General features: G+C 69.0%; 21 protein-coding genes and 1 tRNA gene. 6 read left to right on the plus strand and 16 right to left on the minus strand.

The window, feature by feature from the left end; translation table 11 throughout:
* Nucleotides 1–103 precede the first annotated feature (103 nt).
* Nucleotides 104–691, minus strand: coding sequence for a hypothetical protein (locus tag F6B43_RS13495; RefSeq protein ID WP_211368134.1), 588 nt, complete (start codon nt 689–691; stop codon nt 104–106).
* A 156-nt stretch (nt 692–847) separates the two neighbouring features.
* Between F6B43_RS13495 and F6B43_RS13500 the strand changes: the two genes are divergently transcribed.
* The gene (locus tag F6B43_RS13500) at nt 848–2293 is read left to right on the plus strand and encodes an MFS transporter (protein ID WP_150449423.1); all 1446 of its coding nucleotides are present in this window, start codon (nt 848–850) and stop codon (nt 2291–2293) included.
* A gap of 12 nt (nt 2294–2305) precedes the next feature.
* Here the strand turns inward: F6B43_RS13500 and F6B43_RS19890 are convergent, their stop codons facing one another.
* Nucleotides 2306–2887 carry a MarR family winged helix-turn-helix transcriptional regulator gene (locus tag F6B43_RS19890; protein ID WP_246159943.1) on the minus strand — a complete coding sequence of 194 codons (582 nt, stop codon included), beginning with the start codon at nt 2885–2887 and terminating at the stop codon, nt 2306–2308.
* 307 nt (nt 2888–3194) lie between these two features.
* On the opposite strand from F6B43_RS19890, the gene F6B43_RS13510 reads away from it, so the two are divergent.
* Complete coding sequence (locus tag F6B43_RS13510; protein ID WP_246159944.1) at nt 3195–3827, plus strand: hypothetical protein; 633 nt, start codon at nt 3195–3197, stop codon at nt 3825–3827.
* 337 nt (nt 3828–4164) lie between these two features.
* Here the strand turns inward: F6B43_RS13510 and dcd are convergent, their stop codons facing one another.
* The 4 genes from dcd to F6B43_RS13530 are packed head-to-tail and all read right to left on the minus strand — an operon-like array spanning nt 4165 to nt 6993.
* Nucleotides 4165–4770: a dCTP deaminase gene (dcd, locus tag F6B43_RS13515; protein ID WP_150449425.1), complete on the minus strand. Its 606-nt coding sequence runs from the start codon at nt 4768–4770 to the stop codon at nt 4165–4167.
* 29 nt (nt 4771–4799) lie between these two features.
* Nucleotides 4800–6272 (minus strand): cardiolipin synthase, encoded by a 1473-nt coding sequence (cls, locus tag F6B43_RS13520; protein ID WP_150449426.1) that lies wholly within the window; start codon nt 6270–6272, stop codon nt 4800–4802.
* Between the two features lie 28 nt (nt 6273–6300).
* Complete coding sequence (locus tag F6B43_RS13525; protein ID WP_150449427.1) at nt 6301–6681, minus strand: SHOCT domain-containing protein; 381 nt, start codon at nt 6679–6681, stop codon at nt 6301–6303.
* Between the two features lie 51 nt (nt 6682–6732).
* On the minus strand, nt 6733–6993 hold the full coding sequence (locus F6B43_RS13530) for a hypothetical protein (protein ID WP_150449428.1): 261 nt from the start codon (nt 6991–6993) through the stop codon (nt 6733–6735).
* A 132-nt stretch (nt 6994–7125) separates the two neighbouring features.
* Here F6B43_RS13530 and F6B43_RS13535 point away from each other — a divergent pair, with 132 nt between their 5' ends.
* Nucleotides 7126–9354 carry a helix-turn-helix transcriptional regulator gene (locus tag F6B43_RS13535; protein WP_150449429.1) on the plus strand — a complete coding sequence of 743 codons (2229 nt, stop codon included), beginning with the start codon at nt 7126–7128 and terminating at the stop codon, nt 9352–9354.
* Between the two features lie 57 nt (nt 9355–9411).
* Nucleotides 9412–9485: transfer RNA gene (locus F6B43_RS13540), tRNA-Gly, on the plus strand.
* Between the two features lie 117 nt (nt 9486–9602).
* Here F6B43_RS13540 and F6B43_RS13545 read toward each other — a convergent pair.
* The 7 genes from F6B43_RS13545 to F6B43_RS13570 all read right to left on the minus strand — a co-directional run bounded on the left by F6B43_RS13545 (nt 9603) and on the right by F6B43_RS13570 (nt 17156).
* On the minus strand, nt 9603–11207 hold the full coding sequence (locus tag F6B43_RS13545; protein WP_150449430.1) for a class F sortase: 1605 nt from the start codon (nt 11205–11207) through the stop codon (nt 9603–9605).
* Entirely contained in the window at nt 11207–12106 is a 900-nt protein-coding gene (locus F6B43_RS13550) for a DUF4397 domain-containing protein (protein ID WP_170285662.1), read from the minus strand. Before F6B43_RS13550 ends, F6B43_RS13545 begins: the two co-directional genes overlap by 1 nt.
* Before the next feature lie 61 nt (nt 12107–12167).
* Complete coding sequence (locus tag F6B43_RS13555; protein ID WP_150449432.1) at nt 12168–14177, minus strand: ArnT family glycosyltransferase; 2010 nt, start codon at nt 14175–14177, stop codon at nt 12168–12170.
* Nucleotides 14174–15673, minus strand: a complete 1500-nt coding sequence (locus tag F6B43_RS13560; RefSeq protein WP_246159945.1) for a glycosyltransferase family 2 protein — start codon at nt 15671–15673, stop codon at nt 14174–14176. Before F6B43_RS13560 ends, F6B43_RS13555 begins: the two co-directional genes overlap by 4 nt.
* Nucleotides 15670–15864, minus strand: coding sequence for a GtrA domain-containing protein (locus tag F6B43_RS19895; RefSeq protein ID WP_246159946.1), 195 nt, complete (start codon nt 15862–15864; stop codon nt 15670–15672). The genes F6B43_RS13560 and F6B43_RS19895 overlap by 4 nt, the downstream gene beginning before the upstream one ends.
* 53 nt (nt 15865–15917) lie before the next feature.
* A complete protein-coding gene (locus F6B43_RS19900; protein ID WP_246159947.1) occupies nt 15918–16205 on the minus strand; it encodes a GtrA family protein in 288 nt (95 codons plus the stop codon).
* A gap of 114 nt (nt 16206–16319) precedes the next feature.
* The gene (locus tag F6B43_RS13570; RefSeq protein WP_150449433.1) at nt 16320–17156 is read right to left on the minus strand and encodes a ribokinase; all 837 of its coding nucleotides are present in this window, start codon (nt 17154–17156) and stop codon (nt 16320–16322) included.
* A gap of 107 nt (nt 17157–17263) precedes the next feature.
* Between F6B43_RS13570 and F6B43_RS13575 the strand changes: the two genes are divergently transcribed.
* Nucleotides 17264–18232, plus strand: coding sequence for a nucleoside hydrolase (locus tag F6B43_RS13575; RefSeq protein ID WP_150449434.1), 969 nt, complete (start codon nt 17264–17266; stop codon nt 18230–18232).
* 333 nt (nt 18233–18565) lie between these two features.
* Here F6B43_RS13575 and F6B43_RS13580 read toward each other — a convergent pair whose 3' ends face one another.
* From F6B43_RS13580 to F6B43_RS13590, 3 genes are all read right to left on the minus strand, one after another.
* Entirely contained in the window at nt 18566–18934 is a 369-nt protein-coding gene (locus tag F6B43_RS13580; RefSeq protein WP_150449435.1) for a DUF7144 family membrane protein, read from the minus strand.
* Nucleotides 18935–19032: 98 nt separating this feature from the next.
* Complete coding sequence (locus F6B43_RS13585; protein ID WP_150449436.1) at nt 19033–19908, minus strand: EamA family transporter; 876 nt, start codon at nt 19906–19908, stop codon at nt 19033–19035.
* Between the two features lie 43 nt (nt 19909–19951).
* A complete protein-coding gene (locus tag F6B43_RS13590) occupies nt 19952–21208 on the minus strand; it encodes a serine hydrolase domain-containing protein (protein ID WP_343030095.1) in 1257 nt (418 codons plus the stop codon).
* 110 nt (nt 21209–21318) lie between these two features.
* On the opposite strand from F6B43_RS13590, the gene F6B43_RS13595 reads away from it, so the two are divergent.
* Nucleotides 21319–21630: a DUF2470 domain-containing protein gene (locus F6B43_RS13595; RefSeq protein ID WP_150449438.1), complete on the plus strand. Its 312-nt coding sequence runs from the start codon at nt 21319–21321 to the stop codon at nt 21628–21630.
* The last annotated feature ends 74 nt before the right edge of the window (nt 21631–21704 follow it).

Genomic DNA, 21704 nt, shown 5'->3' on the forward strand with positions numbered 1-21704 from the left:
AAGTCGTCGGACTCGAGGTTGAGCCCTGATGACTCAAGGCTAGCGAGGCCCTGGGAGCGTGTCAAATGAACTTGATACGCTCAGGCTCAACTTTCAGGAAGCCTCAGACCGAGTGGCCGAGCGCCTGCAGCAGCACCACAAGGAGGGCGAGCGCGATCAGCACGAGGAGGACGAGGAGCTGCTTCCACCAGATGAGGTGCGATCGCCGCACGGCGAACCATCCGACGACGGCCAGAGTGACGATGTAGACGATGAGCGAAGCCCGGAGGGCCGCGTCGACCGAGATCACCTCGACCCACGCGAGCACGAAGAGGATGCCGGGGATCAGCACCGTTCCGAGCGCACCGCCCGCCACCTGGAACAGGATGCGGAGCTCTGTGCCGCTCGGGAACTCCTGATGCACGGCGAGGTGCGAGATCACGTCGGAGACGAATCCCGCTGCGGTGATGCCGAGCACGCCCAGCACGAGCGCGAAGAAGGCATGGTCGGCCTCCGCGTGCCCGCTCGCCCACACCACGAGCACGATCGCAAGGCCCGTGAAGGTCGCGTAGACGCGCTCCTTGAAGTACATGACGAAGGCGTCGTCGCGCCCCTCGAACTCGGCGAGGCGATCCTGCGCCCGTGGCTTGCGGCCGCCCCGGTCGCGTCGCCGGCCCACCGGCTCGCGATCCTGTTGCGCGGTGTCGACCATCGCTCCCCCGTTCCGCGCGGCGCGCTGCCGCGAGCCTACCGTCGGGGAAAGGGCGGCGCGGGAGTAGCCTGGGCTCGCCCGCGACGTGGCGGGCGAGGCATCCTCGTGCAGGGATGCGTCGCGTTCCGTTCACCCACCTAGCCGAGAGTGATCGCCATGAGTTCGCACGACCCCGAAGCCTCGCCGATCACACCCCCTCCGACGGCCAACACCGGCGCGATCGCGGCGATGGGCGCCGAGCTCGACCCCGACCGTGTCGTGCCGCGCAAGCAGGTGGTGTCGTGGGCGCTCTGGGACTGGGCGACGCAGCCGTTCAACTCGGTCATCCTGACGTTCGTCTTCGTCTCGCTCTACCTCGTCTCAGACAGCTTCCTCCCGCCGGAGATCGCTGCGCAGAACGCGAACGGCACGATCGAGTGCTCCTCGGCCGCGTACTCGGGCACGCAGTACTGCCAGTCCCTGTCCGACCTCGCCGGTTGGTACGGGTGGGTGGCGTTCGCCGCCGGCATCCTGATCCTCCTCCTCGCGCCCGTGCTCGGGCAGCGCGCGGATGCGAAGGGCAACAAGAAGCGGTGGGTGCTCGGAAGCACCGCCCTTCTGGCTCTGCTGCAGTTCGCCCTCTTCTTCGTCTATGCCGAGCCGGTCTTCTTCTGGGTGGGCGCGGCGATCGTCGCCGTCGGCTCGGTCGTCTCGGAGATCGCCGGAGTCAACTACAACGCGATGCTGGTCGAGGTCTCGACTCCCCGGTCGATCGGCCGCGTGAGCGGCCTCGGCTGGGGCCTCGGCTACATCGGCGGAATCGTCGCGCTCGTGATCGTCGTGGTGCTGGACCAGCTCTCGTGGTTCGGGCTCGACGTGTCGGGCGGACTCGCGTACCGGCTCATCGCCGTCGGCGCGGGCGTCTGGACCGTCGTGTTCGCCCTGCCGTTCGTCTTCAACGTTCCCGAGGCCGCCGCGCGCAACGATCGCTCGCACGTGGGGTTCTTCGAGAGCTACGTCGTGCTGGTGAAGGACGTCATCGCGCTCTTCCGCGACCACCGTTCGACGTTCTGGTTCCTGATCGCCAGCGCCGTCTACCGCGACGGGCTCGCGGGGGTCTTCACGTTCGGCGGCGTGCTCGCGGCGGCGGCGTTCGGCTTCACTCCGACCGAGGTGATCATCTTCGGCATCGCCCTCAACCTCGTCGCCGGCATCTCCACGATCGCCGCGGGCCGACTCGACGACCGGTTCGGGGCGCGCGCGGTCATCGTCTCGGCTCTGTCGATCCTCATCGCCAGTGCGCTCTTCGTCTTCTTCTTCCACGAGGGGGGCAAGACGGTGTTCTGGATCGGCGGCATCGTCCTGTCCGCCGCGGTGGGCCCCGCCCAAGCCTCGAGTCGGTCGCTTCTGGCGCGCGTCACGCCGGCGCACATGCAGGGCGAGGTGTTCGGGCTGTACGCCACGACCGGGCGCGCGATGAGCTTCCTCTCACCGCTCCTGTGGGCCCTGTTCATCGGATGGTTCGGCGCGACCTACTTCGGCATCCTGGGCATCACGATCATCCTGGCCCTCGGCCTCGTGCTCCTGCTGTTCGTGAAGCTCCCCGCGCACCAGCGCCTCTGACCTGGGGGCAGGTCAGCCGCGCGGCCAGGTCTCGGCGAGCTTCGTGAGCAGTCGGGCGAGGTCGGCCCGCTCCTGGTCGGTGAAGGAGGCGAGGGCGGCCTCGACCGCCCCCCGGCGTTCGCCGTGGAACCCGCGGACGAGGGCGGCACCGGCATCCGTCAAGACGATGCGCGTCCGGCGCGCATCCGACGGGTCAGCCTCTCGCCGCACGACGCCCATGTCGACGGACTGCTGCACCAGACGAGAGGCACGCGGCTGATCGACACCGATCGCCGTGCCGATCTCGCTCACGGTCAGAGGGTCGGATGCTGCGGCCAGCGCCTCGAGAAGCCTCAGGCGGGCGGGGCCTGAGAAACGGGCCTGCATCGCCTCGGGCCAGCCCTGCCCGCCCGGCATGCCGCGGCCATGACCGTGCGGGCCGCCGTGCGTGTGCGGACCTCGCGGTCCCCACGGGCTGCCGCGCCACTCGGCGGACGGATCGGGGGCACTGCGTACGCCATCCGCCCACGGCGGCCGGCGCCGACCGCGAAGCCGAGCGAGCGCGGCGGTGATCGCCTCAACGGGGTCGAGCGGGGTCGCGTCGGAATCGGTCACACGAAAGACAGTACATGCCACTTGACATGCAATCCATGTGCATGTCACACTACATATACATGCCACCTGACATGCATAACCGGCCGGAGAGCCAACGCCCCGGCCCACAGGAAAAGGACTTCCCATTAACACCGATGACAACATCAACGAAAACTCCACCGAGAATCCCGACGACCAGCCTGCGACCGATGAGGGCGCACCGACCGATCGCCGACCGCTCGGCTTCTGGCTGCGTCTCGTCGACCGCCAGCTCACCGAGGCCTTCGCCGCAGAGTTCGAAGCCGACGGCTTCGGGCGCCGCGGATGGATGGTGCTCAACCTCCTTGCCGGAGACGTCGACGACGAGCGGCTCGCCCGGCTCGCCGAGCGCGTCGCCACGCACTCGCACAAGGGGGGCGGCAAGCTGTTCCGCGCCCTCGCCGAGCGCGGCTGGATCGTCGAGGAGGACGGCACGTGGACGCTGACCGACGAGGGCCGCGCCCAGCGCGACGTCTTCAAGACGCGCGTCGACGCGATCCGCGAACGGGTCACCGCCGCGGTGTCACCCGAGGACTACGCCACCACGGTGGCTTCACTCGAGGCCGTTGCCCGCGAGTTCGGGTGGGACGGCGCCGAGCGGATGCCGCGGGGCTTCGGTCGCCGCGGGTTCGGCCACGGTTTCGGCCCGGGTCGCGGCTTCGGCCCCGGTTTCGGCCCGGGTCGCGGGTTCGGATACGGCCACCCGGACTTCGGGCGCGGCCGCCCGGGCTTCGGTCCGGACGACGCCGAGCGGCACGGCCACCACGGCTGCGGCCCCGACGCGCACGGCACCTCCGAGCACAGGCACCACGGGCGCCACGGGCACCCAGGTGCACGCGAGGGTCGCAAGACCGAGCGTGCATACGAGCGGGGTTTCGAGGCGGGCTTCGCCGCGGCATCCCGAGTCTCGTCGAAGAGCTGACCTCTCGCACCCTCCCGGTCTGGCGAAAGGCACCCTCGCTTCGCGGGGGTGCCTTTCCCCATGCCTCGCCCTCTTGCCCGAGCCTCCCCTTGCCCGGGCCACCCCTCTCCGCGTGTCTCCCGGACAGCTCGTCAAGCCCCCTTCACCGAGCCACCCCCTTACCCCCGAGCCACCCCCTACCGCCCGCCCATAAAGGGGCGGCTCGGCGCGAAGGGGGTGGCTCGACGAAAGAGCGGAAGGGGTGGGCCGACGCCAGAGGGGTGGGCGGGCGGCAGAAGGGGGGCCGACGCAGGAACGGGGCCCCGAAAAGGGGAGGGCGTGAGTGGAGGGAACGGGGTCAGCCGCCGGTCGACCCCAGGTCGAGCGTGCCCACGTCGGTGCGGTGGAAGTTCTGGAACGAACGGGATGCCGTCGGCCCGCGCTGCCCCTGATAGCGATTGCCGTATGGGCCCGATCCGTAGGGGTTCTCCGTGGGCGACGACAAGCGGAAGAAGCACAGCTGGCCGATCTTCATACCGGGCCACAGCTTGATGGGCAGGGTCGCGACGTTCGAGAGCTCGAGGGTGACGTGCCCGGTGAACCCGGGATCGATGAAGCCGGCGGTGGAGTGCGTGAGAAGGCCCAGGCGCCCGAGTGAGGACTTGCCCTCGAGGCGCGCGGCGACGTCGTCGGGAAGCGTGATCTGCTCGAATGTCGAGCCCAGCGCGAACTCGCCGGGGTGCAGGATGAAGGGCTCCTCCGGCGCGACGTCGATGAGGTGCGTGAGGTCGGGCTGATCGGCGGCCGGATCGATGAACGGGTACTTGTGGTTGTCGAAGAGCCGGAAGTACCGGTCGAGGCGCACATCCACGCTCGAGGGCTGCACCATCTCGGGGTCCCAGGGCGCGAGGCCGATACGGCCCGAGTCGAGTTCGAGCTTGATGTCGCGGTCGGAGAGCAGCACGCGATCAGCCTAGCGAGCGGGCGGGCGCGCTACTCGAGTGCCGAGGTCAGGCGCGCGAGACCATCGAGGAAGCGGGAACTGCCGGGCTCGGCATCCCACTCCGCCTTCGTGAGCTCGCGACCGGCTGTCCGGTACCCCTCTTCGACCGCGCGCATGTCGGCGACGAAGCTCTTTCCGCGTACGAGCAGCGAGACCTCGAAGTTGAGGTTGAACGACCGGATGTCCATGTTGCTCGAGCCGATGACCGCGTAGTCGTCGTCGATCGAGAGGTGCTTGGCGTGCAGGATGAAGGGCGCCGGGTACATGAAGATCCGCACGCCGGCGTTCAGCAGTACGTCGTAGTAGGAGCGCTGGGCGTGGAAGACCGGCCCCTGGTCGCCGATCTCGGAGACGAAGAGCTGAACGTCGAGCCCCCGCTGACATGCCGACGTGATCGCGTAGACCATCGCCTCGTCCGGCACGAAGTAAGGGCTCGTGATGATGACCTTCTCCTGCGCGCCGTAGATCAGTCCGAGGAACATGCGCAGGTTGTTCTCCTGCGTGAACCCCGGTCCGCTCGGCACCACCTGGCACTCGATCGCCGCCGGGCCCGAGGCGAACGGCACCCGGTCGGCCGGCAGGTGCTCGGCCGATACGTCTTCGCCCGTCTCGGCGAGCCAGTCCGACAGGAAGACGGCGTTCATACCGGCCACGGCGGGCCCCTCGACGCGCGTGACGAGCTCCTGCCACTGCAGCCCGCGCGAGATGTTCTTCTTGGAGTTGTAGCTGCGATCTATCAGGTTCTGCGAACCCATCAGACCGACGAGGCCGTCCACCACGACGATCTTGCGGTGGTTGCGCAGGTCGGGTCGCTGCGTGTCGCCGTGGAACGGGCGCACCGGGAGCATGTAGGCCCACGTCGCCCCGATGCGATCCAGTTCGGCGAACGTCTCTTTCGCGTGCGCCATCTTGCGCGACGACAGGTGATCGGCCAGCAGTCGCACGGTGACGCCGCGCGCGACAGCATCCTCCATCGCACTGAAGAACTCGCGCGTCGTCGCATCCCACGAGACGATGAAGAACTCGACGTGGACGAACGTCTTCGCGGCGTTGATCGCCGCAGTCATGGCGGCGATGGATGCTGTGTAGTCGCCGATCAGGACGGCACGGTTGCCGCCTACGACCGGGATGCCGCCGAGCAGGCGGTTCTGTGCCACGAGGCTCGAGAACCACGGGGCCCAGTCGCCCTTCTCGGGGGTGAGGTCGAGCGTCGATGCGAGCCCGCTGATGCGCGCCGTGGTCTCAGCCTGCTGCTGCATGCGCTTCTTCGGCAGCTTCGTTCCACCGAAGACGAAGAAGAGGAAGATGCCGAGGAAGGGGATGAGGAAGATCGTGAGCAGCCAGGCCATTGCGGCGGTGGGCTTGCGATCCCTCGGGAGGATGATCAGCGCCGCCACCTTGATGGCGAGATCGGCCAGAACCAGAACGGTCCAGATCAGGCTCGAGGTGGCGGCGCCGTCCACGTCTCTCGGGTTCTCCGGCTCGACCGGCTCAGCCGGCGAGAGCCTTCGCCTTCAGGCTCGCGAACTCGTCGGCGCTGATCGCGCCGCTGTCGAGGAGCGACTTCGCCTTCGCGATGTCGTCGGCCGGCGAGCCCGTGCCAGCGGCCTCGCGAATGTAGGCGGCCTGCGCGGACTGCGCCGCCTGGATAGCCGCCGCCTGACGCTCCGACATCCCGCGTCCACGGGCGATCAGGTACACCAGCGCCGTCAGGAACGGCACGAAGATGAGGAAGATGATCCAGATCGCCTTGAACCACCCGTTCAGCTTGTGGTCGCGGAAGAGGTCTCCGATGATCGAGAAGAGCACCATCAGGTAGGCGAAGAAGACGAATACCCAGAAGAACCAGGCGACGACATCCCAGAAGTTCATTGTTTTTCCTTACTCGGTGAGGGACGACACGAGGTGCCGCATGAGGGAAATCTAATCATCGGTGGAAGGCGCTACGTCACCCGACAAGGGTGAACCGTTTGCGGGGACCTCTGAGGGGTTCACGGAGATGACCTGGATGTGCAGATCGTCGAATGCCGCGAGCAGGCCGAGAAGTCGCTGCTGATCGGGCACGTCGCCCGTGACGAGGGTGAATCCGCCCGCGGCCGTCGTGATCTCGAAGCCTTCGAGTGCCGCCGACAGCTCAGGACCGAATCGTCCCTTCACGAGCACTTCGTACCGGTGGGCGCCCACGACGAATCCTTCCGTTGCGGAACCGATGCCCGCCTCCGCATCCCCATCCTGGGCGGCGCGACATCGTGCCCCGTCATCCTCCCGGAGTGATTCTGACGCGGCTGGCATACTGACAGCGACAGAAGGCATCCAATGACGACGGCACCCTCGCCTCCACCTCACGCCGTCGATCGACCAGCGCTGCGCCGCAGGCTCGACGCGGGTCTGACCGCTCCCGTGAGTTTCATCGTCGCGCCTGCCGGATCGGGCAAGACGGTACTTCTGTCGCAGTGGGCGGCCTCTCGAGATGACCTCCGTTTCGTCTGGGTAAACGTCGACTCTTCGGACGACGACCCCGTCGTGCTCCTCAAGAAGGTGCTGGGGCAGCTGATCCTCGAGATCCCGGAGGCAGCGGGATTCCAGTCGCTCGGCCCGTCCAGCCTCCGCGCGGGTCTGCTGGGCATCTTCCAGGCGGCGATCGCCGCATCCTCAGCGTCCGTCGTTTTCGTCTTCGACGACCTGCACAACCTGGCGGGTCGCGCGGTGCTGACCGAGATCGGCGCCCTGTCGGGCCGCCTGCCCCCCGGCGTGCATCTCGTGCTGTCGTCGCGCGTCGACCTCCGACTCGACCGGGGACGGCTGCGGCTCGTCCATGCCCCGACCGAGCTGCGGCAGGCCGAGCTGGCGTTCGACGCCGAGACCGTCGACGAAGTGCTCGAGCGGATCTCCGGCGCCAGCCCCTCGACCGTGACCACGAACGCCGTACTCGACCGCACCGAGGGCTGGGCCGCGGGGGTGCAGCTGACCGCGATCACGCTGCGGACCAAGGACGACCCCGAGAAGTTCGCTCTGCATCTCGCCGGAAGCGATCGCCTCATCGCCGACTACCTCAGCGAAGAGGTGCTGCGTGCGCAGTCGCCAGAGCGCCGTGAGATCCTCCTCCGGATGTCGGTGCTCGACCGCATCAGCGCGGAACTCCTCGAAGCGATCACGGGGGTCGCCGGCGCCGGCGAGATGCTCGCCGAGCTCGAACGCGACTCGATGTTCCTCGTGCCGCTCGATGACGCGAGCGAGTGGTTCCGCTTCCACCACCTGTTCCGCGATCTGCTGCGGTATCGCCTCAGGGCCGCACACCCAGGAGAAGACGCGCGGATGCTGGTGCTCGCGTCGCAATGGCACCTGGGCAGGGGCGACATCGGCGAAGCGATCGAGTGTCTGCTGCAGGCGCACGAGTGGGATCCGGCGATGAGCCTCATCCTGGCGCGAGGTCGAGAGGTCTTCGAGCGCGGTGAGACGGCATCCATGAGCCGGTGGCTCGGAATGATCCCGGCCCCCGTGCGCCGCGCCAACCTCGACGCCGAAGTCGTCCACGGGATGATGCTGGGCCTGAGCGGCCAGTATGCGATGGCAGACGATGTCTTGCGTCGGCTCGCAGCATCGGCCTCTCTGCCGATCGGGCACGCGCTCGTCGTGCACACGTACCTCAGCGCGCTCGTCCAATTCCGACCCGATCCGCAGGCCTCGCTGGAGGCAGGGCTGCGCGCGGTGGAGCTCTTGTCGCAACACCCGCACGCCGCCGTCCCCAACCTGCTGGGGCTCACCGAACGCGGCCTGCTCGAGACGGCATCGACCGGCAGCGTGGCGCGCGCCCACTTCCTCCTCGGCGATCTCGACTCCGCACGGCGGTGGATGACGCGCGCGGCATCCACTGCGGGCGCACGGTACTCCGCGTACCGCGTGCACATGCTCGGGTCGATGGCGCTCCTTGATGCCTGGACCGGGAACCTCGATCGCGCACAGGCACTCGCCGATGAGGCGCTGCATCTGGCCTCTGAGGTGCGCCTGCTCGGGCATCCCGCCCCTGCCGATGCGTACCTCGCTCTCGCCCTGCTCTCGGTGGAGCGCGGCGATCCTCTCGAGGGGGCGTTCACGCTGCACGAGGGCATCGCGCGAGCGACCTCGAATCAGCGCACGCAGCTGATGTGGATCGGACATGCGATCGACGTGCTGGCGCACCCGGGAGAGGACGTCGCCCCGCCGCCGCCCGTCTCGGCGCCACCGGTCGTTCGCGCTCGCTTGGCCGCGGCCGCGGGGCGCGTGGGCGGGTCCACCCGCGACCGGGTCGTAGGGCGCCCGATCACCGCGGCGCCGCATAGGATTCCCGGTGTTCCCGAGGTCGTGCCGCTAAGCGAACCCCTGACGGACCGTGAGCGCGAACTTCTGATCTTCCTTCCGAGCCGGCTCACCAACGCCGAGCTCGCCGCCCGGTGCTTCGTCTCGGTCAACACGATCAAGACCCACATGGCCCACATCTATCGCAAGCTCGACGCCCCGAATCGCGACGCGGCGATCGCGCACGCTCAGGCGCTGGGGCTCCTGTAGTCGCGGAACGCGCGAGTGGTCTTGTTATGCTGGGGGGATGCCGCGGCCTGCCGCTGCGGGGATGTAGTTCAATGGCAGAACTTCAGCTTCCCAAGCTGATAGCGCGGGTTCGATTCCCGTCATCCCCTCCATTGCCGCTTCGTGCGGCCGAAGGTCGTACGAAGCGGCAATCGATGCGGATGCCGTAGGAACCCGACCCGCCCCGGGCGGGCCCCACCGCCCAGAGGCTCCGCACGCGACGCAATCGCTCAGATGGAGACCGCGGTGACCACGACGTTGTCGACGTAGTGACCGGTGTCGGGGTTCCACGCGCCGCCGCACGTGACGAGCCGGAGTTCAGGCGTCGGGACGGGCGCGTAGATCGATGACGTGGGAAAGCTCTCCTTCTCCACCGTTTCGATGCGGGTGACGGCGAACTCCGCGGTCGTGCCGTCGCTCAGAGCCACCGTCACGGTGTCGCCCGGAGCGAGCTTCGGAAGGTCGTAGAAGACGGCGGCCGCCGTCGGCGAATCGACGTGGCCGGCGATCACGGCGGGGCCGATCTGACCAGGGACGACCCCGTTCTCGTACCAGCCGACGTCGTTGAAATCAGCTGGTGCCTCGATCCAGCCGTCCGCGCCGAGACAGAGGCCGATCAGTGGCGAGTCCACGCCGATGGAGGGGATCGAGATCCGCTCGGGGACCACGTTCGACGCAGCCTTCACGGGAACGGGATCCTGGAGGCCGCCCGCGCTCGAGGTCGAGGCAGCTGCGCCGGAGGCCGGCGCCGCGAGCGGAGCGCACCCGGCGAGGACATCATCGGTGAGCATGGCCACCGCGAGGGCGTCCCAGGCTTGGCCGTAGTACGTCGGCGTCGCAGCCGCTGTCGCCGTCATTCGTGCGAGATCGGCGTGTGCGGCATCCTGCCGTCCGTCCGCCGCGTAGGAAGCGGCACGGGCGGCATATGCGATCGGATGCTGATCCGTCGTCACGGGGCCGGCGCCCGAGTCGAGCTCGGCGGGCAGCACGTCGTCGTCGGGAAGAGCGGCGGCGATCCGGGCGGCGAGGGCCACATCGCCGGGCTGACATGACTCGGCGTACCGGATCGACAAGCGGGTCGCGTCGTATCCGTATCCGGGCTCGCCGTCGCCCTTCGCCGAACCGGCGATCGCGACCGACCCGTCGCTGGCGACGGTGGCCCAGTCCGTGGGAAGGGCGTTGGCGTTCAGCAACGCCTCGGTCGCCGCGCGGCTTCCGTCGGCGAGCTCGTCCCAGCGCCGGTCACCGGAAGCATCCGACAGAACGGCGTACGCGACCGGTGAGGAGTAAGACGGGTTGTACGCGTGCGGTGAAGCGGTCGCCCACGGGCCCGGCAAGAGGATCCGTCCGATGCCGGTCGTCGCCGTCATCTCGTCGAGCAGGGCCTTGCCCAGAGCGACGCCGTCCTCACGGAGGTCCTCCCGATCGAACGCGTCTCCGGCAAGGACGAGGGCCCGCGCCGCATCGAGGTCCGCATCGGAGGCGGGCTGGTCATCGACCACCGATCCGTTCTCCCAGCGCCACGCGAGGAGCAGGTCGTCGCGCTGGATGTGTGCGGTCGTCCACCCCCAGATCTCGTCGAATCGCGCCTCGTCGTCAGCGGCGACGGCGAGCAGCAGACCGTAGGCCTGGCCCTCGCTCACGGTGTCGCCGCCCTGATCGGTACGCACCACTCGACCGTCGTCGACGTACTGCGCGAGGAAGGCGTCGGCCGCCGCCGCGGCGGGCTCACTGGCGTCAGCCGACACGTCGGCGGCCGGCCCGGAGCACGCCGTCATCACGAGGGCGAAGGCGGTGAGGGTGGCGGCCGCGGTCAGAGCCCGCTTCAGCCGCATCAGCCGGTGCCTCCAGCCCGACGGCGGCGCAGTGCGGTGAGGGTGAGCGCGATGCCTCCGAGGGCGACCCCGAACCCGGCGAGGGCGCCGAGCGGAGATCCGCTGCCGTTCGCCGTGCCGCCGCCGCCCGTGTTGATGCCCCCGACGGGCATGTCGGCGAGTGTCGCGGAGTCGGTGATCGCCCGGGCAGTGAGTGCGCCGTTCGCGGTGTCCAGGACGAACAGGGTCGACACCGTACCCGCCGGCAGGTCCACCGCTGCGGACGACACCACATCGGCGCCGGTCAGCTCGAGGTTCCACGCGCCCGCGGCCACGGCCGCGTAACCGGTGGCCGTACCGGTCGGGACCTTGCGAGCGATGGAGCGCCCTTGCGCGGTGTCCACGTCGACCGTCGGTTCGACCGTCGACGCCTGGATCACCCGCACCCGCGCCTGTCCCTCCGCCGGGGCGGACAGGTCATCCCGGAAGACGACGGTCTGGAGATTCATGTTTCGTCCGTACGCAGCGACCGTGACCGGTTGTCCCGCAGCGACTTCGACGGATTGCTGCACCATCGGCTCGGTGCCTGCTGCGGCGTCCGACGGCACCATGGACACGACGTAGGTGCCTTCCGCAAGCGGAATGTACGGGCTCACCGCGCCGTAGGCGACATCGTCGAGCTCGTAGACGACCGCGCCTCCGGCGAGGGCCGTCATCTGGACGTCGACGGACTTGGTGTCGGGCGAGAGATGCGCGACGCGGGCCCACCCGCCTGGATCGGCGGGTGCCGCGTACGCCGCCGGGGCGCTGGCGATGCCGAGAGTGGCCGGGATGACGACGGCGGCCACGATGGCCAGACGGCGGATGCCTCGTCCCACGCTGCGGGGTGGTGAGTTTCGGGGTGCGCTGTTGCGAATCATGGTGATCCTTTCATGGAGGGCTATCGGCCGGCACGCGGTCATGCCGCGCGCCGGCACAGGGTCATTCCGTCGGCCGCGGCAGGAGATCGGCGGGCTCGACGGGCGAGAACGTCACGACGACGCCCGCGTCGCTCGGCACTGCGGACAGCGGGGCGAACACTCCCGTGAGAGCTTCGTAGAAGCGCAGCACCTCTTCGGAGCCGGCGGCCGTCCCTCGCGCATCCTCGCCGGCGAACGAGCTGATGACGAGTTGACGATGCACGCCGGACGGGTCGCCGTCGAGCTGGCCGATGGTCGCGATGTCGACCCGCCCGATGGTGGAGAGCTGTCCGAGCGTGAGCAGAATCCGCGCGTCCACGACGCCGGATGCCAGCAGGTCCTGTTCTTCGGCTGGAAAGCCGACCTGGGGGCTGCGTGACAGCTGCTGACCGGCGATCGAGCGGGCGGCGTAGAGCCCATCGTCACCGGCCTGGGCGAGACCGGACTGCGCGGTATCGACGAATCGGATCTCGACCTGCTGCGCGCCCTCGCCGAACGAGGCGACGACAACGCTGTTGGTGGTGGCTTCCTGGACCGTGGGAAGGTCGGTCGGGAAGGTTCGCATGGAATCGGTGGTGATGACGTAGTCGTAGTCCCGCCACCCGTTCGGAGCCAGAGCCTGAACGTCGGAGTCCGTATCGGCCTTGTAGTACCAGACCACGTTCTCGCGGTCGAACCCTTCGTCGACGAGGTCGACCCACATGGCATCGTCCACCAGCATCCGCGAATCCCTCGGCGCGTTCTGCGCCATCCACGCCTCGGCGTCGCGAAGGGGGCGGTCAAGATCAGCGAGCAGGAATCCGCGAAGCTGCGCGGTCCAGAGCGGCCCCGCGGCGATGACCGCCACCACGAGCCCCGCCGCGATTCCCGCCCCCGCGAGGCGGGAAAGCAGCCGACGACGCCGTGTCCGGGTCAGCACACGTTCGACGGCGACCTGCCCGACCCCGGCGAGCACGATGGCGGCGAACGGCAGCAGCATGATGACGTAGGGCACCGGCAGGTAGCCGCCGCGGAACATGAATGCGGTGAGTGCGAGGAGCATGATCCCCCACGGACGCAGACGACGCACGAAGAGCGCGACGACGGCTGCGGCAAGCGATGCGACGATCAGGATGGAGTCCAGCTGCCACCACATGCCCACCGTGCGCGACATGAGACTGCCGGGGTCCAGGAGCGACCCGCTGCCCTCACGGGATGCGAGCTGGAAGCCTAGACCCTCGGCGAGGCTGACTCGTCCGGCGCCGGGAAGCACCTCTCCCTTGACGAGAGCGAACGCGACATAGACGAGGCCGATGAGTGCGAACACGGCGGATGCCACGGACAGCGTGTAGCGACGGGTCGTGCGGTCTGCGCCACGCCACATGAGCCACGCGACGAGGGGGAGCGCGAGGAGATAGGTCTCCTTGGTGAGGACCGCGATCCCGAACGCCGCCGCGGCGCCGATGTATCCGAGGAGCTGCTTGTGTCTGCTCATCGCGAGCAGGAGTGCTCCGATCAGCCACGCGGTGGCGATGTTGTCGAGGTACACCTGACGGTGGAACTGCACCGCCAGCGGCGACAGCAGGAACAGTGCGGTGGCGACGGAGGCGGTGGGGCGTGCGAATCCGATGCGCCGCACCAGGAACCAGAGGAGGATCGCGGCGATCGCGGTCGCCACGAGCATGGCCTCGCGGGCAGCGACGACGGCGACATCGTGCCGATCCCATGCTCCGGTGAGGCCCGCGTACCCGGCGATCTGGATCCATCCGAGGGGCGGATGGTCGTACCAGAACGTGTAGTGGGTGAGGTCGCCCAGATGGCCGATGGCCCAGGCCTGTGCCGTGTAGGTGCCCTCATCGTCGATTCGTTGCGGCGAGCCGCCCAGGTTGATCGCGTTGACGACGAGGCCGACAGCAAGAGCGGGGAGGAGCCAGACGAGGTCGGTCAGTCGCGCACGCCACGAGCCCCGAGGGCGCACGGCTGCCGTGCCGCCGGAAGCAGGGGGCAGCACGGGGACGGACACCGTGGGCGTGCGCTCGAGTGTCGAAGTCATCGGTTCACCTCCGAAGCGGTGGCGGGGACCAGCTCAGGCGAAGCGAGGCGGGGTGGGGTGGACGTCGTGGATGCCGGATCGCGGTGCGCCCCCGTGTGCTCGGTCTTCTCCCAGCTGCCGTCACCGCGCAACTGGCGGATGACGGAGCGGACGGCCGCTGCGGCGAGGAAGACCTGGTAGGGCACGAGGCCGAGGACGAGCCGCACGTAGTCGCGGATGCGGACCTTCTTGGCGTACACCCGGCCGAACTCGGTGAGTCCGGCTGCTTCCGCGACGAGAGTGATGACCGTCGGCACCAGCGGAAGGAAGGTGATGAGCGCGACGATGGTCGGCACCTTGACGAGGAGGATGAAGGCCACCGAGATCGGAATCAGGATGCCGGTCGCCGCTTGCAGGAACGGCATGTTCAGCAGGTACCTGGCGTACATGCGCTGACGGAGCGTCGGGAGCTTCTTCCACTCGCCCTTGCCCAGCACCTGCAGGAAGCCCTGGTTCCAGCGCGTGCGCTGCTTGTAGAGCGACTTCAGCGTCGGCGGCGTCTCCTCGCGGGTGACGTACTCGGGGTTGTAGGCGACGACCACCTTCGCCCCGTCGCTCGACAGACGCACACCGAGCTCGCAGTCTTCGGCGAGGCACTGATCGTCCCACCCCTTCGACCATTCGAGGCGGTCGCGAGTGACGAAGACGGTGTTCCCGCCCAGCGGGATGAACTTGGAGCGCGCGTGGAAGTGCAGGCGCGAGCGGAACCAGAAGTAGTACTCCAGCACGTTGCGCAGCGACCACCAGCTCGTCTCGAAGTTCATCAGCTGCACGCCGCCTTGAACGACATCCGCTCCGGTCTCCTGAAACTTCGAGTCGACGACAGTGAGCAGGCCCGGATGGACTTCGTCCTCCGCGTCGAACACCCCGACGATGTCACCGGTCGCGATCTGGAGGGCGCGGTTCAGCGCCTTCGGCTTGTTCTTGGGCACGCTGTCATCCACGACCACCCGGATGAGATCGGGGTGACGGGCCGCGGCTTCGCGCACGACCAATTCGGTTCCCGGGTCGTCGTGGCCGACGATCGCGATGATCTCGAAGTCGGGATGGTCCTGCTGCGCGAGACGGTCGAGCGTCTGCCCCATGACCTCCTCCTCGTGACGCCCGGGCACCAAGAGGGTGAAGCGATGGCGTGCGGCGCGCGGTGACGAGCTGAACTGCGTCGCGCGCAGGTCGTCGGCGGATCGCCAGGCATGCAGCATCCACCACAGCGTCGTCGTCGCGACCGCGGTGAGCAGGAGCGCCAGCACGATGATGCCGCTGTAGCCGAACCACTCCGCTATCGACCAGTCGGGCAGGATGCCCCCGGCGATCGTGGTCGGGGACTGTGCGGGGACGGGGACATCCGTCACACCGGGGACGAGCTGCCCCGGCGCGGGTGCGACGGGCGTGAGGAGCGGTTCGGGAATCGGGTCGGGGTCGCGCGCGGATAGGGCGATGTCAAGAGCTGGGATCACGAGAGACCTCCGGAGTCCATGCGGACGATTCGACGGGTGGGGCGCGGAAGGCGCAGGGTGCGCAACCGCGGCGAGAAGACCAGCCACCGATAGGCGGCGAAGCGGAAGGCGGTGCCGAGGACGAGGCCCACGACGTTGCCCGAGATGTTGTCGGCCAGCTGCGACGTGAATCCGAGCAGGTAGTGCGACACGAAGAGGCAGCCGGCGGCGATGAGCAGACCGATGACGTTGACGACCGCGAAGATCAGGCCTCACGGAGTGCGCGGGGCGAACGCTCGCGCCGGAATGTCAGATACCTGTTTCCCAACCAGGCGGCGACGGTGGCCACAGCGACGCTGAGAACCTTGCACCAGATCGGTGAATCCTGCAGAACGCCGGCACGGAGTGCGTTGTAGACGATGAGATCGACGAAGAACGCGCAGGCGCCGATGAAACCGAAGCTGGCCAGTTGGGTGAAGAGCGGAACGACTGCGGCGGCGCCCCGGGTATTCGTGTCTTCGTCAGTATCGATGTCATTCCGCATACCGGTCATACGGAGCGGATGGAGTTCGGGTTTGGAGCGGTCAGCCCTTTGCCAGTAAGACGAAACCTGCCGGTCATCCGCCCCGGCGAGAAGAGGCGGACTCGAGCGGCGCTCGGCGGGCGCTCAGCGGTACGAGTGCAGCGCGCGGAGCGGTGGTTGTGCAGCGGCGTGGGTGACCGCATCCGCACCGACGGCGCACGCGGCGCGCAGCGCGTCGTGATCGTCCCAACCGGCGTGCAGCGCGAGCGTGATCGCCGCGCAGAACGCATCGCCCGCCCCGACCGAGCTCACCACCTCGACCCGCGGCGCGGCGACGCGCGCCACCTCGCGGCCGTGGCGACGCAGCGCCGCGCCGTCGCCGCCGTACGTCACTGCGACGAGCTGGGCGCTCTCCAGTTCGGGGAGCAGCGCGAACTCGGTCTCGTTGACGATGATCAGATCCGCCCGATGCACGAGCGCCTCGGTGAGCGGGCGCGCGGGCGCGGCGTTGATCGCCAGGTAGCCCGGTGCGTCCACGAGCTGGGCAACGACCTCGAACGGGATCTCGAGCTGGGCGAGCACCGCGTCGTCCGGCGCGAAGCGCACGCCATCCAGCGACACGTCGGCGTTGGCCCCGGGGCACACCACGATCTGGTTCTCGCCCGCCGCGTCGACCGTGATCAGCGCGGTGCCGGTGGCCGTGGCGCCGAGCCAGACGTCGGCGGTGTCGACTCCGGCGTCGCGCAGGCTCTGCAGCATCCACTGGCCGTCCGCGTCGTCGCCGACCGCACCGACCATCCGCACTGCGCCCCCCAGCCGCGACGCGGCGGCGGCCTGATTGGCGCCCTTGCCTCCGGGCAGGCGTTCGAGCGTGCCGCCCAGCACCGTCTCGCCCGCACCCGGAAGACGCGCGACGGATGCCGTGAGGTCGACGTTGATGCTGCCCACGACCACGAGGGAACCGAGTTGCGGCGAGTCCATGCGTTCATTCCATCACGGGCGGCCCTCGCGCCGCGGCACGTCCGGGTCACGGTATAACCGAGAGTGGGGCGCATCGCGAGCGCCGACGAATCACGATGAGGAGCTCCATGACCGACCCGATTCCCGTCTACCTGGACTGCGACACGGGAGTCGACGACGCCGTCGCGCTCGCCTACCTGCTTCGCTCGCCGAGCATCGACCTGGTCGGCATCGGCACCGTCAGCGGCAATACATCGGCGGCGCAGGCCGCCCGCAATACGCTCGATCTGCTGGCCCTCGCCGGTGCGGACGGCATCCCGGTCGCCGTCGGCGCGCACCACCACTCGTCGCACGAATACTCCGGCGGCGCCGCGCACGTGCACGGCGACAACGGCATCGGCGGGGTGGAACTGCCCCGCTCCGGCCGCGAGCCCGAGGCCGTGTCGGCGGTCGAGCTCCTGATCGACCTCTCGCATCGCTACGCCGGCCGCCTGCACGTCCTGACCATCGGGCCGATGACCAACATCATCGAGGCGCTCGAGGCGGATCCGACTCTGCCCGAGCGGATCGCGGAGGTCACCACGATGGGCGGCGCAGCAAACGTTCCTGGCAACATCACCGCCGTCGCCGAGGCGAATGTCTTCAACGATCCCGCCGCGGCGGACGCCCTGCTCACGGCCGACTGGGACATCACGCTCGTGCCGCTCGATGCCACGATGGAGCACACACTCAGCGAGGCGGACCGCGTCACACTGGCCGAAGCATCCGATCCCCTGCTGCGAGCCGTGGGAGGGATGCTCGACCTCTACTTCGACTTCTACCGGCCCACCTACGGCATCCGCACCTGCGCCCTGCACGATCCGCTCGCCGCGGTGATCGCCGCCGGTGGCACGACGATCACCCGCGGACCCCGCGTGCCTGTGCGCGTGGACACCACTCACGGCCCCGGCCGCGGCCAGACGATCGCCGACCTGCGTGGCCAACGGCTCGGCGATCGCGATCACCCGGGCGCGCGCACCCGCGTGGTGCTCGACGTCGACGGCTCGATCTCGTCGCACCTCATGCAGGTGCTCACGGGCGAGCGCCCGCCGCGCTGACACCCGCCCGGCGATGTGCGCACCACGACAGGCGATCGCACGCCCACAGGACGAAACCGGCCTGATCTATCCTGTCTCCGCGAGTTCTCCTGCCCCCGTGCGGCAAAACGCGCCCGCTGCTCGCCAGCGCAGCACGACAGGCGATCGCACGACCACAGGACGAAACCGGCCTGATCTATCCTGTCTCCGCGAGTTCTCCTGCCCCCGTGCGGCAAACGCGCCCGCTGCTCGCCAGCGCACCACGACAGGCGATCGCACGCCCACAGGACGAAACCGGCCTGATCTATCCTGTCTCCGCGAGTTCTCCTGCCCCCGTGCGGCAAACGCGCCCGCTCAGCGGCGGAAGAAGTCGCTCGCGGCCTTCGTCCAGAGCAGGATGATGCCGATCAGCGCGAAGAGTCCGTTGACGGTGGCAGACCACGCGTTCGCGGGCGTGGCGAAGATCGTGAAAACGGCGTTCACGAGGTTGAGCACGAACACGACGGTCGCAATGAGCCGTGCGACCGAGCTGCCGCGCCAGAGGCCGGCACCCACGAGGATCGTGATGACGCCCAGCACGATCGCGATCCACGCCGCGACCATGATCGCCGACGAGGTCGGTGCCACGAACAGGGCGAGGATGCCGGTGATGAGCTGCAGCAGCCCCGAGATCCACGCGAGGATCGATACGACGGTGACCCCACCGGGTCGGGTTCCAGCCATGACGACTCCCTCCGTTGGCGCGCCGAGCGCGGTATGTGCCGCCAGGGTATACCGCGACGCGCGTCGGCCGCGGCATCCCGAGCGGGTGAATCGGATGCTCAGCCCAGCGGCTGCGCCGTGTCTCGCGCCGCACGATTCGAGGCCAGCACCGCCCCGATGCTCGCCGCGATGACCAGCGCGATCCCGACGAGTTCGACCCACGTGAGCGCCTGACCGAGGAGCACGAACCCCGCCAGGGCCGCCGTCGCCGGCGAGACCGACATCAGGATCGCGAACACCGCCGCGGGGAGCCTGCGCAGCGCGATGAGTTCGAGAGCGTACGGGATCGTCGACGAGAGGAGGGCAACGGCGGCGCCGATGGCGAGCAGGTCCAGTCGCAGCAGTGCGGCACCGGCCGAGAAGATGCCGAAGGGGAGCGACAGCAGAGCACCGGCGGTCATCGCGAGGGCGAGCCCGTCGAGCCTGGGGAACTCGCGCCCCACCCGTGCCGAAGCGAGGATGTAGAACGCCCAGGTCGCTGCCGCGCCGAGGGCGAAGAGCACTCCGACCGGATCGAGATTGTCCCAGCCCCCGCCACCGAGTGCGAGCACGCCGACGAGGGCCAGCAGCGCCCACAGCCACGCCGAGGCGCGGCGACTCGCCACGATCGACAGCACGAGCGGCCCCAGCACCTCGATCGTGACGGTGACACCGAGAGGGAGGCGTTCGAGGGCGAGGTAGAAGAGCCCGTTCATCAGAGCGAGCACCCCTCCGAGCCAGAGCACCGAACGCCACGCGTACCCGGAATGGCCTCTCAGGCTCGGACGTGCGATCAGCATCAGCACGAGCGCCGAGAAGACGAGCCTCAGCATGACCATGCCGAGTGCCCCGACCGAGGGGAACAGCAGCACCGCGAGCGATGCGCCGACCTCTTGGCACATCAGCCCGACGACGACGATGAGGATGGCGGGAGTCGTGCCCGCTCGAGTGGTCACCTGGGTGCTTCAGATAACTCGGATGGTCATTCGGCGGACGGGTTCACTGCGCAGGCGGCGCGCAGATCGCCGCCTTGGCGACCTCGTCGCGGAACTGCTCCGCCGTCCACGGCAGCCCCGCGCCCGGCGACGTCTGGCCTGCCGCAGCGGGCGCCTTCGAGGCGATCGCCGCGAGCTCCCATGCGAGCTCCGCCGCCACGCTCGAACCGGCAGCGGAGTTGTTGAGCACGATCGCGACCGTCAGGCCGCTGTCTGGGTCGGAGAACGCCGCCGTGAGGTAGCCCGGCACCGCCCCGTACTGACCGATGAGCGACCCTGCCTGGAAGACGCCGCCGCCGGTCGTGAACCATGACGGGGCGCCGTCGAACGGCGACTTGGCGTCCGCAAGCCGTTGGGTTCCGGCAGGAAGGAGCGAGCCGTGTGCGAGGGCCTGGACGTAGTGCCCGAGATCCTGGATGTCGGTGACCACGCCTGAGTCGGTGAACATCGAGCTCGACGACATCGTCGTGATGTCCAACGGGGCGGCGCAGTTCACGACGCCGTCGCCCCCGCGCGGGGAATAGTAGCCCGCGAGCGCGGTCCCGTCACCGCCGGGCGCGGCCGCAGGGGCGTCGGGCAGGCTGGTCGCGGTCATGCCGAGGGGCCCGAAGACGTGGTCGTTCAGGAGTGTCGCCGCGCTCTCGCCGGTGGCCCGTTCGAGTGCGAGGCCCAGGAGGATGTATCCCGCGTCGGAGTCGCGCCAGGCGACACCCGGCTGCGACGTGCGGTTCTGGCCGAGGCCGAAGCTGGCGAACTCGCGCGGGTTCCATGCCCGAGCCGGGTTGGCCAGGAGCTCGCCCATCAGCACGCCCGACGACGACCCGATACCCGAAGTGCCGTCGCAGAGCTGGCGGAGCGTGATGTCGCTGAGGTCCGGCACGCCCGACACCCACTTCGTGACGCTGTCATCGAGACCGACCTTGCCCGCTGCGGCGACCTGGTAGAGCACGTCGCACGTCATCGCTCGCGTCACGGGGCCGGCACGGAACTCGTCATCGACGCTCACGGCATCTCCGCCGCCGGGAGTCTGAGTGCCCAGAGCGGTCACCCAGGTGCCGCTCCACGGGGCCCACACCCCGACGATCGCCCCGGGCGACCCGGTCGCCGTCATCGCGGCGGTCACCGCATCCTGAAGCTGTTGCACCGTCGCCTCGGGGAGCGCCGCCTCGACCTGCGTGGGCCCCTTGACCTCTACCCGGTCCTCGGCGGCACAGCCTGCGAGCGCGACGATCAGCGCGACGACACCCGACAACGTCGCCACGGCGCGATGGCGTCTTGGACGGCCTCGCATACTCACCCCCGAGGAATTCTGCATTGAATTCAAACACACCGAGCCGAGTGCACGATCATCGACGTCCCTAGGCTGTAGAGATGGCCCACGTTTTCGACGATGCCGCCCTGAGCGGTGTGCTCGGTCACATGAACGACGATCACTCGGACGACAACCTGCTCATCGCGCGCGCGTTCGGTGCGGATCGGGATGCGGTGGCCGCCGTGATGACCGGGTTCGATGGCGACGGGGGTTCGTGGTCGGTGGAGCGGGCCGATGGGTCGCCCGCGACGCTGCGCGTCCCGTGGCCGGGCGGCGCGATCACGGAACGGCGCGAGGTGCGCCGCGAGATCGTGGCCCTGTACGACGAGGCGTGCCTGCGGCTCGGCCTGGAACCCCGCCCGCACGGCTGAACCGCTGGCCCCCCTGGCCCCCACCGAACGGCCGGCACTCTCAGAGATCTCTGAGTAAGGGCTCCCTTACCTTG

Source organism: Microbacterium rhizomatis (genome assembly GCF_008710745.1).
In the GTDB taxonomy this organism is placed as follows: domain Bacteria; phylum Actinomycetota; class Actinomycetes; order Actinomycetales; family Microbacteriaceae; genus Microbacterium; species Microbacterium rhizomatis.

Bases quoted from the DNA above. Each gene is read 5' to 3' on its own strand.
- F6B43_RS19900 (WP_246159947.1), bottom strand. From the start codon at position 16,205: ATGACCGGTATGCGGAATGACATCGATACTGACGAAGACACGAATACC.
- F6B43_RS13580 (WP_150449435.1), bottom strand. From the start codon at position 18,934: ATGGCTGGAACCCGACCCGGTGGGGTCACCGTCGTATCGATCCTCGCG.
- F6B43_RS13495 (WP_211368134.1), bottom strand. From the start codon at position 691: ATGGTCGACACCGCGCAACAGGATCGCGAGCCGGTGGGCCGGCGACGC.
- F6B43_RS13500 (WP_150449423.1), top strand. From the start codon at position 848: ATGAGTTCGCACGACCCCGAAGCCTCGCCGATCACACCCCCTCCGACG.
- F6B43_RS13545 (WP_150449430.1), bottom strand. From the start codon at position 11,207: ATGCGGCTGAAGCGGGCTCTGACCGCGGCCGCCACCCTCACCGCCTTC.
- F6B43_RS13595 (WP_150449438.1), top strand. From the start codon at position 21,319: ATGGCCCACGTTTTCGACGATGCCGCCCTGAGCGGTGTGCTCGGTCAC.
- F6B43_RS13575 (WP_150449434.1), top strand. From the start codon at position 17,264: ATGACCGACCCGATTCCCGTCTACCTGGACTGCGACACGGGAGTCGAC.
- F6B43_RS13570 (WP_150449433.1), bottom strand. From the start codon at position 17,156: ATGGACTCGCCGCAACTCGGTTCCCTCGTGGTCGTGGGCAGCATCAAC.
- F6B43_RS13525 (WP_150449427.1), bottom strand. From the start codon at position 6,681: ATGAACTTCTGGGATGTCGTCGCCTGGTTCTTCTGGGTATTCGTCTTC.
- F6B43_RS13555 (WP_150449432.1), bottom strand. From the start codon at position 14,177: ATGACTTCGACACTCGAGCGCACGCCCACGGTGTCCGTCCCCGTGCTG.
- F6B43_RS13535 (WP_150449429.1), top strand. From the start codon at position 7,126: ATGACGACGGCACCCTCGCCTCCACCTCACGCCGTCGATCGACCAGCG.
- F6B43_RS13510 (WP_246159944.1), top strand. From the start codon at position 3,195: ATGGTGCTCAACCTCCTTGCCGGAGACGTCGACGACGAGCGGCTCGCC.
- F6B43_RS13550 (WP_170285662.1), bottom strand. From the start codon at position 12,106: ATGATTCGCAACAGCGCACCCCGAAACTCACCACCCCGCAGCGTGGGA.